The organism is Bacillus sp. SIMBA_074 (assembly GCF_046534555.1).
Taxonomy (GTDB): Bacteria; Bacillota; Bacilli; order Bacillales; family Bacillaceae_G; genus Bacillus_A; species Bacillus_A mycoides.
The window spans coordinates 197,502-215,495 of sequence record NZ_JAWRYM010000003.1 but is presented as its reverse complement, the minus strand read 5'-3'; the positions used below and the strand labels follow the sequence as shown (position 1 = coordinate 215,495).

The 17,994-nt window shown below is 35.7% G+C and carries 17 protein-coding genes and 2 riboswitches; of the genes, 10 read left to right on the top strand and 7 right to left on the bottom strand.

Features of this window, described 5'->3' with window-relative positions; translation table 11 throughout:
* Positions 1 to 355: 355 nt before the first annotated feature.
* From SB773_RS05765 to SB773_RS05755, 3 genes are all read right to left on the bottom strand, one after another.
* Complete coding sequence (locus SB773_RS05765) at positions 356 to 868, bottom strand: cysteine hydrolase family protein (protein WP_131246336.1); 513 nt, start codon at positions 866 to 868, stop codon at positions 356 to 358.
* Between the two features lie 171 nt (positions 869 to 1,039).
* A complete protein-coding gene (metC, locus tag SB773_RS05760; RefSeq protein WP_131246337.1) occupies positions 1,040 to 2,203 on the bottom strand; it encodes a cystathionine beta-lyase in 1,164 nt (387 codons plus the stop codon).
* The gene (locus tag SB773_RS05755; protein ID WP_410588956.1) at positions 2,200 to 3,312 is read right to left on the bottom strand and encodes a methionine biosynthesis PLP-dependent protein; all 1,113 of its coding nucleotides are present in this window, start codon (positions 3,310 to 3,312) and stop codon (positions 2,200 to 2,202) included. Before SB773_RS05755 ends, metC begins: the two co-directional genes overlap by 4 nt.
* Before the next feature lie 89 nt (positions 3,313 to 3,401).
* A riboswitch (SAM riboswitch) is annotated at positions 3,402 to 3,515 on the bottom strand.
* A gap of 202 nt (positions 3,516 to 3,717) precedes the next feature.
* Positions 3,718 to 3,827: riboswitch (SAM riboswitch) on the top strand.
* Positions 3,828 to 3,897: 70 nt separating this feature from the next.
* Between SB773_RS05755 and SB773_RS05750 the strand changes: the two genes are divergently transcribed.
* The 6 genes from SB773_RS05750 (at position 3,898) to SB773_RS05725 (ending at position 11,615) form a co-directional block, all read left to right on the top strand.
* Positions 3,898 to 5,730 (top strand): bifunctional homocysteine S-methyltransferase/methylenetetrahydrofolate reductase, encoded by a 1,833-nt coding sequence (locus tag SB773_RS05750; RefSeq protein ID WP_410588954.1) that lies wholly within the window; start codon positions 3,898 to 3,900, stop codon positions 5,728 to 5,730.
* The gene (gene metH / locus SB773_RS05745; RefSeq protein WP_410588952.1) at positions 5,730 to 9,128 is read left to right on the top strand and encodes a methionine synthase; all 3,399 of its coding nucleotides are present in this window, start codon (positions 5,730 to 5,732) and stop codon (positions 9,126 to 9,128) included. The genes SB773_RS05750 and metH overlap by 1 nt, the downstream gene beginning before the upstream one ends.
* A gap of 18 nt (positions 9,129 to 9,146) precedes the next feature.
* The gene (locus tag SB773_RS05740; protein ID WP_131246341.1) at positions 9,147 to 10,205 is read left to right on the top strand and encodes an undecaprenyldiphospho-muramoylpentapeptide beta-N-acetylglucosaminyltransferase; all 1,059 of its coding nucleotides are present in this window, start codon (positions 9,147 to 9,149) and stop codon (positions 10,203 to 10,205) included.
* Between the two features lie 95 nt (positions 10,206 to 10,300).
* The gene (locus SB773_RS05735; RefSeq protein ID WP_085960924.1) at positions 10,301 to 10,543 is read left to right on the top strand and encodes a DUF3966 domain-containing protein; all 243 of its coding nucleotides are present in this window, start codon (positions 10,301 to 10,303) and stop codon (positions 10,541 to 10,543) included.
* Between the two features lie 97 nt (positions 10,544 to 10,640).
* Positions 10,641 to 11,018: a nucleoside 2-deoxyribosyltransferase gene (locus tag SB773_RS05730; protein ID WP_002034029.1), complete on the top strand. Its 378-nt coding sequence runs from the start codon at positions 10,641 to 10,643 to the stop codon at positions 11,016 to 11,018.
* 108 nt (positions 11,019 to 11,126) lie between these two features.
* On the top strand, positions 11,127 to 11,615 hold the full coding sequence (locus SB773_RS05725; RefSeq protein WP_060749606.1) for a hypothetical protein: 489 nt from the start codon (positions 11,127 to 11,129) through the stop codon (positions 11,613 to 11,615).
* Positions 11,616 to 11,650: 35 nt separating this feature from the next.
* Here SB773_RS05725 and SB773_RS05720 read toward each other — a convergent pair whose 3' ends face one another.
* Complete coding sequence (locus tag SB773_RS05720; RefSeq protein WP_002165070.1) at positions 11,651 to 11,962, bottom strand: hypothetical protein; 312 nt, start codon at positions 11,960 to 11,962, stop codon at positions 11,651 to 11,653.
* A gap of 252 nt (positions 11,963 to 12,214) precedes the next feature.
* Here SB773_RS05720 and SB773_RS05715 point away from each other — a divergent pair, with 252 nt between their 5' ends.
* Both SB773_RS05715 and SB773_RS05710 read left to right on the top strand, forming a co-directional pair.
* Entirely contained in the window at positions 12,215 to 12,430 is a 216-nt protein-coding gene (locus SB773_RS05715) for a DUF3912 family protein (protein ID WP_002015115.1), read from the top strand.
* Between the two features lie 87 nt (positions 12,431 to 12,517).
* A complete protein-coding gene (locus SB773_RS05710) occupies positions 12,518 to 12,910 on the top strand; it encodes a hypothetical protein (protein WP_060749607.1) in 393 nt (130 codons plus the stop codon).
* An 80-nt stretch (positions 12,911 to 12,990) separates the two neighbouring features.
* On the opposite strand, the gene SB773_RS05705 is transcribed toward SB773_RS05710, so the two are convergent.
* The 3 genes from SB773_RS05705 to SB773_RS05695 form a co-directional block, all read right to left on the bottom strand.
* Positions 12,991 to 14,385: an L-cystine transporter gene (locus SB773_RS05705; protein WP_002138338.1), complete on the bottom strand. Its 1,395-nt coding sequence runs from the start codon at positions 14,383 to 14,385 to the stop codon at positions 12,991 to 12,993.
* 107 nt (positions 14,386 to 14,492) lie between these two features.
* Complete coding sequence (locus SB773_RS05700) at positions 14,493 to 14,735, bottom strand: DUF2626 domain-containing protein (RefSeq protein WP_002015110.1); 243 nt, start codon at positions 14,733 to 14,735, stop codon at positions 14,493 to 14,495.
* 280 nt (positions 14,736 to 15,015) lie between these two features.
* On the bottom strand, positions 15,016 to 15,711 hold the full coding sequence (locus SB773_RS05695; RefSeq protein WP_002014995.1) for a helix-turn-helix transcriptional regulator: 696 nt from the start codon (positions 15,709 to 15,711) through the stop codon (positions 15,016 to 15,018).
* Between the two features lie 205 nt (positions 15,712 to 15,916).
* Here SB773_RS05695 and comGA point away from each other — a divergent pair, with 205 nt between their 5' ends.
* A complete protein-coding gene (gene comGA / locus SB773_RS05690; protein WP_113734225.1) occupies positions 15,917 to 16,960 on the top strand; it encodes a competence type IV pilus ATPase ComGA in 1,044 nt (347 codons plus the stop codon).
* Entirely contained in the window at positions 16,947 to 17,984 is a 1,038-nt protein-coding gene (gene comGB, locus SB773_RS05685) for a competence type IV pilus assembly protein ComGB (protein ID WP_410588947.1), read from the top strand. The genes comGA and comGB overlap by 14 nt, the downstream gene beginning before the upstream one ends.
* Positions 17,985 to 17,994 lie beyond the last annotated feature (10 nt).

Sequence of the window (17,994 nt, the reverse complement as noted above, 5' to 3'; positions counted from 1 at the left end):
AGAAAAAAAGTCCTAAAGTAAAGAAATTGTAAGAAAAGAGACCCTGATGTAAATAAAATAGATAAATTTGCACAGTTTTGTAAAATGACATTTTTGAGTGAAAATTTTGATGCGTTTCAAAAATTGAAAGATATAGATATATTCGTAACACAATTTTATCATGATTTTCTTATTCTTTCAAATGAATATACAAAATTTTTAAAATAATATGACAAAGGAATTATAATGTTATATATAGAATATATAACAGGTTAAAAGAAAAGAAGCTGATTATGATCAGCTTCTTTATGATGATAATGAAATGTTTGGATGTAACTGATAAATCTTAGAATAATCAAGTCATTAGTCATTTATTCTAGAGTTCATCTTTTATCAACTTTAAAAATCTGTGGTTCCATATATTCTCATAAAAATCAATTGTCTCTTTTGCAGACATAAATGAATTATTCAAAGTAGAGGTTGCTTTCTGCACCATGAAGTTTTCGTATCCCAGTCCGTGGGCAAATTTAATCGTAGCATCCATACAGTATTCTGTTTGGGCGCCGCAAAATTCAATGCGATGTACAGATAATTTGTCTAAAATCTCTTTTAAGTTTGTTTTATAAAATGAATTTGCATGTGTTTTTCTTACAAAGAAATCTTGTTCCTGAACATCTAGATTGGTATGAATATCCCAAGGTTCTTTTTCGGGTACTAAATCATCATCACAATGTTGAACAAAAATGATTGGTTTATTTGATTTTCTGTATGAAGAAATTCTTTTATTTACTTTTGTAAGCAAGTTTTGTAAATCAAATAAATGCTCTCCGCTATAACATACCCCATTTTGTAAATCGATAATGATTAAAATATCTGCACAAGTATCCATTATTTTTACCCCTTTTTTATTTCTTAATATATCAATTAATCCATTACTTGGAAATAGATGATATACTTTTATTTTTTAATGAACTATACAAAAAGAAAAAACATTTAAATGAATATGCTAGACAGCATAAAAAGAAGATATGAAAACTTAATTTCATATCTTCTTTTCTCTCTATGCATTTACGGGTTCTTCTACATAAGAAAGAGCATTTTCAAAATCGGATATTAAATCGTTAACATTTTCAAGACCAACCGATAAACGGAGTAATGAATTGGAAATCCCTCTTTCATCACGTGCTTCCTGTGATAAAGCTGCATGTGACATTTTTGCTGGATATGAAAGAATAGATTCAACAGCTCCTAGACTAACCGCAAAAACGGGTAGTTTAACTTTTGATAAAAATTGGCGCAGTGCATCTTCGGATTGTAAGGTGAAAGATAAAACAGCCCCAGCTGATGTTGCTTGAGTTTGTTGAATACTATAGCCAAGATGTGATTGTAATCCAGGGTAATAGACATTTTGAACTTTAGAGTGCTCTTGTAAAAAATGTGCGATTTTGTTGGCACCTGCAGCTGAATGTTCGAGACGTACATGCAATGTTTTAATGCCGCGAAGCACGAGAGAACAATCTTGCGGTCCTAAAATAGCACCAAAAGCGTTTTGTAGAAAGCCGAGTTTTTGAGCGAGTTCTTCATCTTTTACGACAGCTAATCCGGCGGTGACATCGCTATGACCAGCAATAAACTTTGTAGCGCTATGAAGAACGACATCAGCGCCAAGATCAAGCGGTTTTTGAAATAGTGGTGTCAAAAATGTATTATCAACAAAAGTAAGAGCACCAATAGATTTTGCAAGATTAGAAACAGCACGAATATCTGTCACTTTTAAAAGTGGGTTAGAAGGTGTTTCTACATAAAAGAGCTTCGTATTTGGTTTAATGTTTTCTTTTACTTCTTCCACATTGGTCATATCAACAAATGTATGTGAAACACCATAACGGGAGAGAACTTCAGTAACAATTCGATAAGTACCTCCATATACATCTTCTGAAATAAGAACATGGTCACCTTGTGAAAGAAGGAGAAATGCAGTAGAAATGGCTGCAATGCCTGATGCAAAGGCAAATCCTTTTGTCCCGCCTTCTAATAAAGCAATGATATCTTCAAGAGCTTCACGTGTTGGATTTCCAGATCTACTATAGTCATACTTTCCGAAAGCATCTACATCAAACTGATGGAATGTTGATGTGTTATAGATGGGAACGTTAACAGCTCCTGTGTGTGTGTCATGCTTGTATTGATTATGCAGTAAAAGCGTATCTATGGAATAACTCATATTCTTACACCTTCTTTTACAAGTTTAATTGCTTGCTTTAAGTCTCGAATTAAGTCGTTGCTATTTTCGATGCCGACTGAAAAACGGAGAAGACGATTACACACACCACGTGCTGTTCGAACATCTTCTGGAATATCGGCATGAGTTTGCGTTGCTGGATAAGTCATTAAACTTTCGACACCGCCAAGACTTTCAGCAAATGTAATTAAGGATAAAGATTGTAAGAAAGGATTAATCCAAGTTTCATCTTGAAGGCGAAATGAAATCATACCACCTCTTCCTGGATAAAATACATCTGTCACACCATCTTCATCATTTAAATAAGCAACAATTGCATGAGCGTTTTCTTCATGCTGTTTCATGCGAAGTGCTAAAGTCTTCATGCCTCGAATTAATAGCCATGAATCAAACGGGCTTAAGACAGCACCAGAGGCATTATGATAATGAGCAAGCTCCTCGCAAAGAGATTTCCCTTTCGCAACGACAAGTCCGCTTAGTACATCGTTATGACCGCCTAAATATTTAGTTGCGCTATGAAGGACGATGTTTGCACCTTCTATTAATGGTTGCTGTATATAAGGTGTATAGAACGTGTTATCTACAATAAGAAGTAGTCCGTGCCTTTTCGCTACACTTGCTACACTTACGATATCAGTTACTTGCATTAATGGATTAGTCGGTGTTTCTATGAAAATAGCCTTCGTTTGAGATGTGATTGCTTGCTCAATTTGTTTAATAGATTGTGTATCTACGTATCTACATCGAATATTCCACTTGTCTTCATGTTCGGAAAATAGACGATATGTTCCCCCGTATAAGTCTTCAGATACGATAAGCTCATCTCCGGAACGGAATAGTGAAAGGACAAGGAGAACAGCCGCCATTCCTGAACTACAGGCATACCCTTGCTCACCGCTTTCTAAGTCTGCAATTGCCTGTTCTAAAAGGCCTCGAGTCGGATTTCCAGTTCTTGAATAGTCAAATCCAGTAGATTTACCAATTCCTTCGTGACGATAAGCAGTTGAGAAATAAACAGGTGGATTAACCGTTCCTGTTGTAGTTTCGCTACGGTTCCCGATTTGTGCTAGTTTTGTTTCGATTGTTGACATGTGAAAATTCCCCCTTTTTAAAGTGAACGACTAAGTGAAAATAAAAAAAGCCTTCTAAGAAGAAGGCTTTCGGATTGAATAGAGTCTTCTTCTCATCTGTCAAATCTTTCACAATTTGCTGGAATTAGCACCTTATTAACGAATGAATGTTAATGGTTGCTGAGGCGTCAAAGGGCCAGTCCCTCTACCTCTCTAGATAAGAATGTTCGTATGAAATTTTATTATGGTTTTAACTTTACAACAAAAGATAATTGAATTGCAACTTTATTTTAAATAATTTTTATTTTTCCGCAAGTGTCATTGACTTTTATTTTAGTGCGTGCTAAATTTATAAAAAATTAACAAACATTGTTAAAAGGGGAACGTATTTCCTTTTAGCTACATAAATAAAATAATAAAGACAAACTCTTATTGAGAGCGGTGGAGGGAAAGGCCCTGTGAAACCCGGCAACCTTCAAACTAAATGTTTGAAACGGTGCTAAAACCTGCAAAACGTGTGTTTTGCATAATAAGAGGAGGAACAATTATGTCCCCCTCTTCAAAGTGAAGAGGGGGTTTTTATATTGATAGAAATGAGGGAGATTCGTGAAATTACTAGATTTATTATCAAAAGGAATTGTAATAGGTGATGGTGCGGTTGGAACGTTATTACATTCGCATGGTTTACAAAGTAGTTTTGAAGAATTGAATTTGTCTGATCCGGACTTAATTATATCGATCCATAAACAATATGTAGCTGCTGGAGCGGATGTTATTCAAACGAATACGTATGGTGCGAATGAAGCGAAACTCCGCATGTATGGTCTAGAAAATCAAGTTGTCCAAATTAATAAAGCGGCAGTGAATATTGCGAAAGCATCAGTAACAGATCGGAATGCAATTTTAGGGACAATTGGAGGTATGAAACATATTGGTGCTGTTACAACGACTGATATAGAGCGAGAATTTATGTTACTTGAGCAGGCAGGTGCTTTACTAGAAGAACAGGTTGATGGATTACTATTAGAAACTTTTTATGATGAATTTGAATTATTGCATGCCGTTAAAGTATTGCGTAAACAAACGAATATTCCGATTGTTGCTCAGTTAGCGTTACATGAGGCAGGTACGACTCAAAATGGGAATGATGTCAATGAAATATTAAAACAGCTTTTAGATTACGGTGCCAATGTTGTTGGGTTGAACTGTCAACTAGGCCCGCTTCACATGACGGAAGCTTTCAAAATGATATCGATTCCTCAAAATGGCTATTTATCAGCATATCCGAATGCAGGTCTCCCGAATTATGTGGAAGGGCGTTACGTATATGAGGGAAGTCCAGCGTATTTTGAAGAAATGACACCGAAATTTATTGAGCAAGGTATTCGGTTATTGGGTGGTTGTTGTGGTACTACCCCGGAACATATTGAAGGAATGAAACGTGCTATTGCAAATGTTGCACCTGTAGTAGCAAAGGAGACGATTCAAAGGCCTAAAGTGGTCCATACACATGAGAAGCGTTCGAGAGCTCATGTTACTCTCGCAGAAAAGGCAAAGGAACAAACGACAGTTGTAGTGGAATTAGATCCACCGAAAACGTTAGACACGCAGCGTTTTTTTGAAGGGGCAAGAGCACTGAAAAGGGCTGGAGCGGATGCTATTACTCTAGCAGATAATTCATTAGCATCTCCTCGCGTTTCGAATATGGCTATGGGTACATTATTAACGAAGCATGATATTCCAGTATTAACGCATTTAACGTGTAGAGACCATAACGTCATTGGACTACAGTCTCACTTGCTTGGATTATCAGCATTAGGTATGGAGGAAGTGCTAGCTTTAACTGGTGATCCAGCGCGCGTTGGCGATTTCCCAGGTGCAACTTCTGTATATGATTTGTCATCGATAGAGCTCATTAAAATGATTAAAGAGATGAACGACGGTCGCTCTATTTTAGGGAAATCAATTGGTCCGGCAACAAGATTTTCTGTCGGAGGGGCATTCAATCCTCATGTAAGGCATTTAAAAGCAGCGGTCAAGCGAATGGAACGAAAAATTGATGCTGGTGCTGAATATTTCTTAACGCAGCCGATATATGATGTTGCTTTAATAGAAGAAGTATATGAAGCGACAAAGCATTTGGAACAACCTATCTTTATTGGAATTATGCCGTTAGTAAGTAAGCGGAACGCAGATTTTCTTCATTTTGAAGTGCCGGGTATTACTCTCCCTGAAGAGATAAGACAAAGAATGGATGGACATGAAACGAAAGAGGCAGCCATAGAGGAAGGGATTCGTATTTCACAAGAGTTGATCGATGCGGCGATGAAATACTTTAACGGTATTTATCTTATTACACCGTTTTTAAAATATGAAATTACAGAACATCTCGTGAAATATGTGAGAGAAAAGCAAGAAGTGAAAGAAGGTATTAATTGATGAAACGAATAGAAGAGAGATTACAACATGAAATTTTAATATTAGATGGTGCAATGGGAACGATGATCCAGCAAGAAGACTTAACAGCGGAAGATTTTGGAGGAGAAGAATACGAAGGTTGTAATGAATATTTAGTAAAAACAAGACCGGATGTTATTTTAAATATTCATAAAGTCTACATTGAAGCTGGAGCAGATATTATTGAAACGAATACGTTTGGTGCAACAAATATTGTATTAAGTGATTATGCATTGTCTCATTTAGATGAAGAGTTAAACGAAAGGGCAGCGCTTTTGGCGAAGCAAGCGGTTAAAGAAAGTGGGAAAGAAGTGTATGTTGCGGGAGCGATGGGACCAACGACGAAAGCGATTAGTGTTACAGGCGGTGTGACTTTTGAAGAGTTAATTGAAGCCTATACAAGACAAGCGAGAGGACTATTAAGAGGAGAAGTTGATGTATTACTCGTTGAAACGAGTCAAGATATGCGTAATGTGAAAGCTGCGTACATTGGAATTCAATCGGCGTTTGAAGAACTAAACAAAATAGTACCTATTATGATTTCTGGAACAATTGAACCGATGGGAACGACTTTAGCGGGTCAAACGATCGAAGCCTTTTATTTATCGGTAGAGCATATGAAGCCATTATCGGTTGGATTAAACTGTGCTACTGGTCCAGAATTTATGAGGGAACATATACGTTCCCTATCTGATTTATCGGAGTGTTATATTTCGTGTTATCCAAACGCTGGTCTTCCTGATGAAGATGGGCATTATCACGAATCTCCAGCGTCACTTGCTGAAAAAGTAAAACGTTTTGCTGAAGAAGGATGGATTAATATTATTGGTGGTTGTTGTGGCACAACACCAGAACATATACGTGTAATTCAATCGGCGCTTGCCTCGATTAATCCTCGTGAGCATCATGAAAGGGTTGGACATGGAATTAGTGGACTAGAAGCGTTGCAATACGATGATTCTATGAGGCCTTTATTTGTTGGAGAAAGGACGAATGTAATTGGATCGCGTAAGTTTAAAAGATTAGTAGCAGAAGGGAAATTTGAAGAGGCTGCTGAAGTGGCAAGAGCGCAAGTGAAGAAAAATGCTCATATTATTGATATTTGTATGGCAGACCCTGATCGTGATGAAATAGAAGATATGGAAAGATTCTTGGCAGAAGTTACGAAAGTGTTAAAAGTACCGATTATGATTGATTCAACAGATGAAAATGTTATGGCGAAAGCCCTTACTTATATTCAAGGAAAAGGTGTTATCAATTCTATTAATTTAGAGGATGGAGAAGAACGTTTTGAAAAAGTGACACCCCTTCTTCGGAAATACGGTGCTGCGATAGTTGTAGGGACAATTGATGAAGATGGTATGGCAGTTAGTGCAGAAAGAAAGATAGAGATTGCTAAAAGAAGCTATGAATTACTAACGAAAAAGTATGGTATACGCCCATCTGATATTATTTTTGATGCGCTTGTGTTTCCTGTAGGAACAGGTGATGAAGAATATATAGGTTCAGCGGCAGCGACTATAGAAGGAATTCGTCTTATTAAAGAAGCGTTACCAGAATGTTTAACGATTCTAGGTGTGAGTAATATATCTTTTGGTTTACCACCAGCTGGACGTGAAGTATTAAACTCTGTCTTTCTATATCATGCAACGAAAGCAGGATTAGATTATGCGATTGTTAATACGGAAAAATTAGAACGCTATGCGTTAATTCCAGAGGAAGAAAAACGTCTTGCGGATGCATTATTATTTGAAACGACGAAAGAGACGTTAGAAAAATTTACAAACTTTTATCGTGTTGCCAAAAAGAAAGAAGTCGCTACACAAGAAACGCTAACACTTGATGAACGACTGGCAAATTATATTGTAGAAGGTACGAAGCAAGGACTACAAGAAGATCTAAGTCTCGCGCTTACAGAAGGACGAAAACCTCTGGATATTATTAACGGGCCGCTTATGACAGGAATGGATGAGGTGGGGCGATTATTTAATGGTAATGAGCTTATCGTTGCTGAAGTATTGCAAAGTGCTGAAAGTATGAAAGCTGCCGTAAGTTATTTAGAGCCACATATGGAATCTAGTGAGAGTGCAAAAAAAGGGAAAGTATTATTAGCGACTGTTAAAGGAGACGTACATGATATTGGGAAAAACCTTGTTGAAATTATTTTATCAAATAACGGATATGAAATTATTAATTTAGGAATTAATGTTCGTTCGGATCGAATTGTTCAAGAAGTACAAGAAAAGAAACCTGATATTATTGGCCTTTCTGGTTTGTTAGTAAAATCCGCACAACAAATGGTAACGACTGCTGAAGATTTAAAAGCAGCGAATATTGATATTCCAATTGTTGTAGGTGGTGCAGCACTAACGAGGAAATTTACAGATAATCGTATTTCTCCATCTTATAAAGGGCTCGTATGTTATGCAAGTGATGCAATGACAGGTCTTGATATTATTAACAAATTACAAAAAGAAGAAGAACGTGAAAAGATGAAGCGAGATAAAAAGGAACGCCATCTTCATATTGTGAAACAAGAGGAGAAAAAAATAGAAATTCCCGCAGTTATTGAGCCGTTGCCAAAAGCAACTGTTATGATACCAGATTCGACGAAACGAGTTGTATTACGGGATATTCCTGCCCTCCATCTTGCACCGTTTTTAAATAGACAAATGTTAATTGGACACCATCTTGGGTTAAAAGGAAACGTAAAAAAACTCTTGCAAGAAGGGGATAAAAGAGCACATGAGCTAAATGATTTAATTGATGAATTATTACAAGAAGGACAATCTTGGTTACGCCCAAAAGCGGTGTATCAATTTTTCCCGGCGCAAAGTGATGGACAAAATATAATTATATACGATCCGGAAGATCACACACGTATTATAGAGCGATTTGAATTTCCGAGACAAGGGAAAGCACCATACCGTACTTTAGGAGATTATATACGCCCGATTGGAGATGAGATGGATTATGTCGCTTTCTTATCTGTTACCGTTGGAGAAGGGGTTCGAGATATTGCAGAGGAATGGAAGGCGAAGGGAGATTATTTACGCAGTCATGCGATTCAGTCGTTAGCACTTGAATTAGCAGAAGGACTTGCTGAAAAAACACATATGCTCATTCGTGATCGTTGGGGAATTCCAGATTCACCTGAACTGACGATGGAAGAGAGATTCCGTACAAAATATAGAGGAATACGCGTATCATTTGGTTATCCAGCATGCCCAGAACTTGCTGATCAAGAAAAATTATTTCGCTTAATTCATCCAGAAGAAATAGGTATTTCATTAACAGAAGGATTTATGATGGAGCCAGAAGCGTCTGTAACGGCTATGGTATTTTCTCACCCTGAGGCAAGGTATTTTAGTGTACTATAGTGTAGAAGGGGGAGACGTATGAAAAAAATAGTCTTTACAGGTGGCGGTTCGGCCGGGCATGTAACACCTAATTTAGCAATTATTCCACATTTACAAAAGCAGAACTGGGATATCTCTTATATTGGTTCGCATCAAGGGATTGAGAAAACGATTATAGAAAAAGAAGGAATCCCATACCATAGTATTGCAAGCGGGAAGCTACGTCGTTATTTTGATTTGAAAAATATAAAAGATCCTTTTCTCGTGATGAAGGGTGTTATGGATGCGTACGTAACAATTCGTAAACTAAAACCGGATGTTATTTTTTCAAAAGGTGGTTTCGTATCCGTACCAGTCGTAATAGGAGGGTGGCTAAATAGGGTGCCAGTTTTATTACATGAATCTGATATGACACCTGGACTAGCAAATAAAATTGCGCTCCGTTTTGCCTCGAAAATATTTGTTACATTTGAAGAAGCAGCGAAACATTTACCGAAAGAAAAAGTAATATATACAGGATCGCCTGTACGTGAAGACGTACTAAGAGGAAATCTTGAAAAAGGTTTAAAGTTTCTAGGGTTTTCCCGGAAGAAATCAGTTATTACTGTTATGGGAGGAAGTTTAGGCGCAAAGAAAATTAATGAAACGGTTCGATCGGCACTTCCAGATCTTCTGAAAAATTATCAAATTGTGCATCTTTGCGGAAAAGGAAATCTTGATGAATCCTTACAAAATAAAGAAGGATATAGACAATTTGAATATGTACATGAAGAGTTGCCGGATATATTAGCAGCAACAGATTTTGTTATTTCACGTGCGGGATCCAACGCGATTTTTGAATTTTTAACAATGCAAAAGCCTATGGTTTTAATTCCGTTATCGAAATTTGCAAGCCGTGGAGATCAAATTTTAAATGCTGAATCCTTTAAAAGACAAGGGTATGCATCGGTATTATATGAAGAGGATGTAACGGTGAATGCGCTTATAAAGCATATAGAAGAGCTATCTCATAATAATGAGACGTATAAAACAGCATTAAAAAAATATAATGGAAAAGAAGCGATTAAAACTATCATTCAACATATTTCAGAGGCATGATTAAACAATCATGTCTTTTTTAGTAGGATGAAAGATTCCAAGAATTGATATTTTTATGTTACAATAACAAATGGTTAATAGGGAAATTCCAATTGATTAAGCGTGAAAATACGAATGGATTAGGAGTGACTGTGTTGGAGCTAAGTCTCTATGAAAATACTGCACTTATTATATGCTTTGTGTTGTACGTTGGTAGTGTTATTGTTTATATTTCACGGAAATTTTCACAAGAACGAGAGCTTGAAAAATCAGAAATAACAGCTGAACTAGAAATGTTAGCTGATGAAAGTTATAAAAAACAAAAAATAAAAGAAGATCATGAGGCACCCCATCATTGAAACGCAAATAAGTTCTAAGGATGGGGATTTTTTTTGAAAAAATCCCATTAACGCTAAAAAAGGAGTTTCCCCATACATATTTAAGGAGTGAATATAAATGAAATTTTATATTGCTTCAGGATTTCAAAATAAACATCTTGTTCGTTTCGTATCAAGCCAGTTGAAAGAAGTGGGATGGCAGCATACATATGATTGGACGAAAAATGAAAGAGCAACCAATAGAGAACAATTGCAAAAGATTGGTGAAGAAGAACAAGAAGCGATACGAGAAGCTGATGTTTTCTTACTCATACTAGAGGGTGGGAATGGAAGTCATACAGAATTAGGGATGGCAATTGCTTTGGAAAAGAAAATTTATATATATCACAAGGGCAATGAGTTGCAAACAACATTCTACCATTTACGAGAAGTTGATATTTTCGAAGGAGAAATTGAGGGGCTTGTCTCATATATATTGAATAAAGTGGAATGTTAGACGTGGGAATGCAGCGAGAAATATTTCTTGCAAAAAAAGAGTGAAGGTTACCATTAGGCTATTTTGGGCACAGTTATTATAAGTAAAGCATATAAAGGAGTTATAAATATGAAATTAGAAAATGGATGGGAAACAAGTTTTTTAGAGGTTGTACAAAACAGTGAATTTAAGAAAGATGCAATTCTTAGTCAATTGCTTTTTGCGGATAGTGAAGAAGTAGAAGAGCTTGTTGATGATTACGGTTATGAAGAGATTATTGAACGCGAACATGATGATGAGTTAGCAGGAATTTTAGGAGAAGAACTTTTCAGTGAGCTGGAGCGAAACGTATTCTTATCTCCACAGCCAGAAGAAAAACTTATTTCATTCGTAAATGGATTAGGTTTTCATGTGTTAGATTGGATTGTGCTTCTTGAAACAGAATTTGGCATTGATAGCGCAAACTTCACATCGGATGCAGTGAAAATGTTAGAAAAGCGCTTTAGACAGTTTCCCTATATAGAAGAGAAGACAATTTTTGATATGACGTTTGAAGAAGCGATGGATGTATTAGAATCTGTTACAGGATTACAGCTGAAGGAGAAAATGAACGTATAATGAAAAAGAACGTGATAGCTTCACGTTCTTTTTTTTTACATAATAATAATTTTATCATCTAGTTTTGTTTGTCCAGTAAGAAGTGCATTTAAATACTCTACTTTTCGTATGCAAGCTTGTATATGTCTTTCAACCTCTTGTAACTCTGCTTGGTGATGCGTTTCAATTGGATGAATTTGTACGTTAAATTTTTCGAATTGACTACTATATGTTATTTCTGCATAGCCGCTCATAATATCGGTTTCGTTATGAAATAAAAATTGCTTCGTTTCTTCACAGAATGATACATCCTGAAAGCCATATACTTTTAATGCTTCAATTACTTTGTTAATCATGTTTATATTCATTTTTTAACCCTCTTTACGAAGTTCTACTTTTATATTATAACATAAAAAATTGCGTAGAAAGCGCTTCCAAGTGTATTTTATTATAAACTTTACGTTTCAATCATAAAAATGAAACAAAGAAAAAATAATTGTAAAGAAGGAAGGACTCTTTTATTGTTTCGTCATATATATAGAGAAATAGTGCAATGAAAGGAAATTTTCCGAGGTGGAGATTGTATTTCCAATTTGAGCGCAGTAAAAGAGGTGAGAATCTTGAACTTTGATATTGTAGGACAAAAAGCATATATAAAAGATGGGCCGCATCGGAACCGAATTGGAACTGTAAAGAAAAATGAAAAACAATTAGAATCCCATTTTGCTATTGTAATTGGAGAACAAAGTATTGATGTAGAGCTAAAGGATATCGTGTTAGTTGGAGTAGATGTAGGACAATTTCATACATGGTGCGAGCAAAATGGTTATTTGTGAAAGGGACGGGCTGTGAGATAATGAAATATATTTGAGAAAAGAGAATATGTTATTATATTCTCTTTTTCTATGTGTGGGGAGACGGAAATGAATTATAAAGAACAAGAGTTTACATTGGAGTTGAAAGAGAACATTAAATGTATGGAAAAGGAAATAGAGCGAATATCACTTGGATTTTTTAAAGCGTATTCGCATTTATACATAGGGAAAAATATGAAATTAGATATGGGATTTGAAAGAGAAAAAGAGAATCCCTTTGAAATAGGATATTATTCATCAGTTTCTATAGCGGTATTAGATGAAGAAGGAGAGATGATTGAATTTTACATTATTCCAATTTGGAGATGCGAAAATACTTTTTTAGGGATGCCAACTCAGTCGAGAGTTTGGGGGAGTAAGAAAGTAGGGGAACTTGTTGATGAATCTTGTTATGAGATTGAGGAAGAGTTAAAAGAGCAACTAGAAGAATACTTGGAGTGATAACTTTCAAGAGAAGATGTATAGAGATGGAACATAATAAAAAAGACGCTAACAGTATAAATTGTTAGCGTCCTTTTTTATTATGAAGCAATCTCACCAGTTTTTACATCATCTTGATTGTACGTATCCTGATCTAATTCACCAAGCCATTTACTAGAAATAAGACCAGCTGTCATAGAACCACTTACGTTAAGAGCTGTACGACCCATATCGATTAATGGTTCAACTGAGATAACAAGAGCGACAATGCCGATTGGTAAGTTCATTGTAGATAGTACGATTAACGCTGCGAATGTTGCACCGCCACCAACACCGGCAACACCGAATGAGCTAATAGCAACGACAGCGATTAAAGTTAAAATGAATTGTGGTTGTAATGGATCAATTCCTACAGTTGGAGCGACCATCATAGCAAGCATTGCTGGATAAATACCTGCGCAACCGTTTTGACCGATAGATACCCCAAAGGATGCAGCGAAGTTAGCGATTCCTTCAGAAATACCAAGCTTTTCTTTTTGAGCTTCAATATTTAATGGCATTGCACCAGCACTAGAGCGAGATGTGAATGCAAATGTTAATACAGGGAACACTTTTTTCAAATATTGAATTGGATTTAAACCAGATAATGCGATTAATAATAAGTGAATGATAAACATTACGATAAGAGCTACGTAAGATGCTAAAACGAAGTTACCAAGTTTTAAAATAGCGTTAATATCGCTACCAGCAACTGTCTTTGCCATAAGAGCTAATACGCCGTATGGAGTAAGACGTAAAATTAATGTTACCATACGCATTACGATTGCATATACAGCATCAAGCATTTTCTTAAATAGCTCTGCTTGTTCTGGATATTTTCGTTTTACACCTATAAAGGCAATCCCGATAAAGGCTGCAAATATTACAACAGAAATTGTTGATGTTGGACGAGCACCTGTTAAATCAAGAAAAGGATTCGTAGGCAACAGTTCTAACAATTTGTCTGGAATTGTTGTCTTTTCAATAGAAGTAAATCTTTCTTCTACTAATTTCAGACGAGCAGATTCTGCATCACCTTGTTGTAATCCTGTTGCTGATACATCAAATCCTGCGCTTGCAGCTATACCGACAGCTGCGGCAATTCCTGTAGTAAGAATTAAAATTCCGATAATAAGACCACTGATTTTACCAAGGTTTTTCGTTAATTGTAATTTTGTAAATGCTGAAATAATAGATACTAAAATAAGTGGCATAACGATCATTTGAAGTAATTTCACATAACCGTTACCAATTAAACTAAACCAGGTATTTGATTCGATAATTACTTTAGAAGTAGGTTCATAAATAAATTGTAATATAAGACCAAAGATAATTCCGACTCCTAAAGCAGTAAATACACGTTTATTAAAAGATACATGCTTACGTTGCATATAATACAATACGCCAACTAAAATGAGCATGACTGTGATGTTAATCCCGACAAGCAGTGTATTCATGTTAATTCCCCCTAATTCCAATGTGTTATATAGAATATAAGGTAATAAAACCTATAAGTCAACTAGGGAATTGCGGAATTAAAAAAAAGATGGCAATTTGCCATCTCTTAATGCCCAGCTCCAGGGACAAGTAAAAATGTTGTGTACCATGTAAATCCGATGAAGAAAACGGTTAAATATGCCCCGAATACGTATATATACATACGCTCTGTTAATTTTAAATAACTTAAAAGTACGAAGAATCCTGTTTGTCCTAAAAATAGTAGTGCGGTCGAATGCATATCCCCTACGTAAAACATAACCGAGAAAATTCCAGTCCAAAAGCCGAGAACGCGAAACATGCGCTCCATGCCATCTCCCTCCTTTTCTAAAAAAAGTAAAACCTCTTTTCATTATAGTTTATTTTTCTAACTATTGTAAATATTCATTCATATAAAAAAGAAGCCAATTATAATATTGACTTCTTCTTAGTTGAAAAACTAAATTTGAACTTTATCCCGCTATTTGCGGGGCAGTAAAACTCCCACCTCAAAATTCGGCAAATGCGAGGAAGTTAGGTGGGAGATAACTTCCCGTAAAAGCCCGATTGGTGAAAGCTAATAATCAGTGGGGGAAGAACCCCCCCACTGATTAAAGTTTCACTTTATAGTTACAAGATTTGCAGCCATCTAGTAGACTATCGTTTCGTGTTAATTCCACGTTCGGGAATAGGATTTCAAAAATCCCCTTCATCATATCTCCGTGCATATTACAAATTTCAGTCGGATGATGCGCAGCAACTTCTTTAAATGGGCAATTGTGTACATCATAGAAAATTTTTGTGCCATCTGTACTTAATTCAAAAGCAGGGGATAAGCCAGCTGTTGAGAATGCTTCTTTTGCGATTAGCATTTTTTGTTCTATCGTCAATGCTTCTGCACTGACATTTAAGCGATGCATATGTTGTTGCATTAATTCTTTGCCGAATTGTTTCCCTGTTTCATATAGCGCTTTTTCACCAGCACTACCTAAGCTTAGCAGTGAATTAAATGCTATCTGCGCTAATAATTGATAATCGCGAAATGGGAATTGTAACTGGATGACATCTTGAGACAAGACGTATAGTCTGCTTGGTCTGCCGCCTTTCCCAGTTTTTTTTGTTTCTGATTTGAGCATATTAACATCTTCTAATTTAGATAAATGTAAACGCGCTACGTTTGGATGAATATTAAACTCATCTGCAATTTCTTGTACAGTTACGTAATTATGTTTTTGCGAAATATATTTATAAATATAATAACGAGTAGGGTCAGATAATACACCTGTAATTTTTAAAGCTTGTTCCATGAGGATCTCCACCTTTATCACTTTATCCAAGATATTAACATTATAATACAGATAAACTTCTATATAGGTAATTTCAGACAATAATTCGGAAATTGTTCATAATTTCACAAACATATTTTTCCTTTTTCTCTTAGTGAAAATACAAAATCTCTAATTTTTCTTGTGCATTTTTTTATGATATATACATAGTGAGGAGGGAAACTTGATGAATAGTGTCGAGCTTTTTGCAAATATGATTATGAAAGAAGCTTGTAGGGTGCAAGCATCGGACTTACATATTGTGCCCAGGCAGAAGGATGTGGCGATTCAATTACGTATTGGAAAAGATTTAATTACGAAACGGTGTATTGAGAAAGAATTTGGAGAAAAGCTTGTTTCACACTTTAAATTTTTAGCATCAATGGATATAGGAGAGAGGAGAAAACCTCAAAATGGTTCGTTGTACTTACAAATTGATGGAAAAGAAGTGTATTTACGCCTTTCAACACTTCCAACAGTATATCAAGAAAGTCTCGTTATTCGCCTCCATTTACAAGCATCTGTACAGCCACTGTCTCATCTTTCGTTATTTCCAAGTTCAGCGGAAAAATTACTCTCTTTTTTAAAGCATTCTCATGGGTTACTCGTATTTACTGGGCCAACTGGTTCTGGAAAAACAACAACAATGTATGCGTTATTAGAAGTAGCTAGAAAATGGCAAACACGTCGCATCATTACACTGGAAGATCCAGTTGAGCAAAGAAAAGACGGTTTATTACAAATTCAAATAAATGAAAAAGCTGGTATCACATATAAAACGGGATTAAAGGCTATTTTGCGTCATGATCCAGATATTATTTTAGTTGGCGAAATTCGTGATGAAGAAACAGCAAAAGTAGCTGTAAGGGCCAGTTTGACGGGACATTTAGTAATGACAACCTTGCATACAAATGATGCGAAAGGAGCGATACTACGATTTATGGATTATGGTATTACAAGGCAAGAAATTGAACAATCATTATTAGCAGTAGCTGCTCAGCGGCTCGTCGAATTAAAATGTCCATTTTGCAGAGGGAAGTGTGCAACTTTATGTAAATCAATGAGGAAAGTGAGACAGGCAAGCATTTATGAACTGTTATATGGATATGAATTAAAACAAGCGATTAAAGAAGCAAGTGGAGAACATGTTACGTATCACTATAAAACGTTGGAATCGTCGGTTAGAAAAGGGTATGCTTTAGGCTTTTTAGAAGAAGATGTATATGTTTAAGAGAAAATGGAGTTTAAGTGATCAAGCATTATTATGTAAAAGATTAAGTGATTTATTAGAGAAAGGTTACTCACTTTTGCAGGCGTTAGAATTTTTGCAGTTGCAACTACCATTAGGAAAGAAATTACAGTTACAGCGTATGATCGAGGGATTGAAAAATGGACAAAGTTTGCACGCTTCTTTTCACCAATTAATGTTTCACTCTGAGATGTTAAGTTATTTGTTTTATGCAGAGCGACATGGTGACATTTCTTTTGCTTTGCAACAAGGGAGCGTACTTCTTTACAAGAAAGATAAATATAGGAAAGATATGATGAAAGTAATGCGATATCCTATGTTTTTATCATTTTTTTTAATGATTATGCTTTCTGTTTTTAACCTCATTTTATTGCCTCAGTTTGAAATGATGTATAGTTCTTTACGTTCTACAGCACCACCACTTACGGAGCAAATTTTAGTTGCAATTAAATTATTACCCTACTTCATTTATATGATTGTTCTTATCGTTATAATGGGATTTAGTTTATATATATTTTATTTCCGAAAACTTCCGCCTACTCAAAAGGTAAAGATTATGATCCGTATTCCCCTTATGAAAACATTTCTTATTTTAAATCATTCGCATTATTTTTCCACTCAATTAAGTGGTTTATTACACGGTGGATTGTCGGTACACGAAGCATTAACAATAATGATGAAGCAAAAGTATCATCCGTTCTTTCAGTATGAAGCAGACCGAATTGAGCGGCAATTAATTGCAGGAGAACCGTTACAATCTATTATTGATAAAAGCGGTTATTACGAGAAAGAACTTTCTTATATCATTACGCATGGACAAGCAAACGGTAATTTAGCAAATGAGCTTGGTGATTACAGTGAGCTCATTATTGAAAAGGTAGAACAAAAAATTAAACGTATGTTATTTGTGATTCAACCCATTTTATTTACATGTCTTGGGGTTATAGTCATTGTGATGTACTTAGCGATGATTATGCCGATGTTTCAAATGATGAATTCTATATAGGGGGCATTTA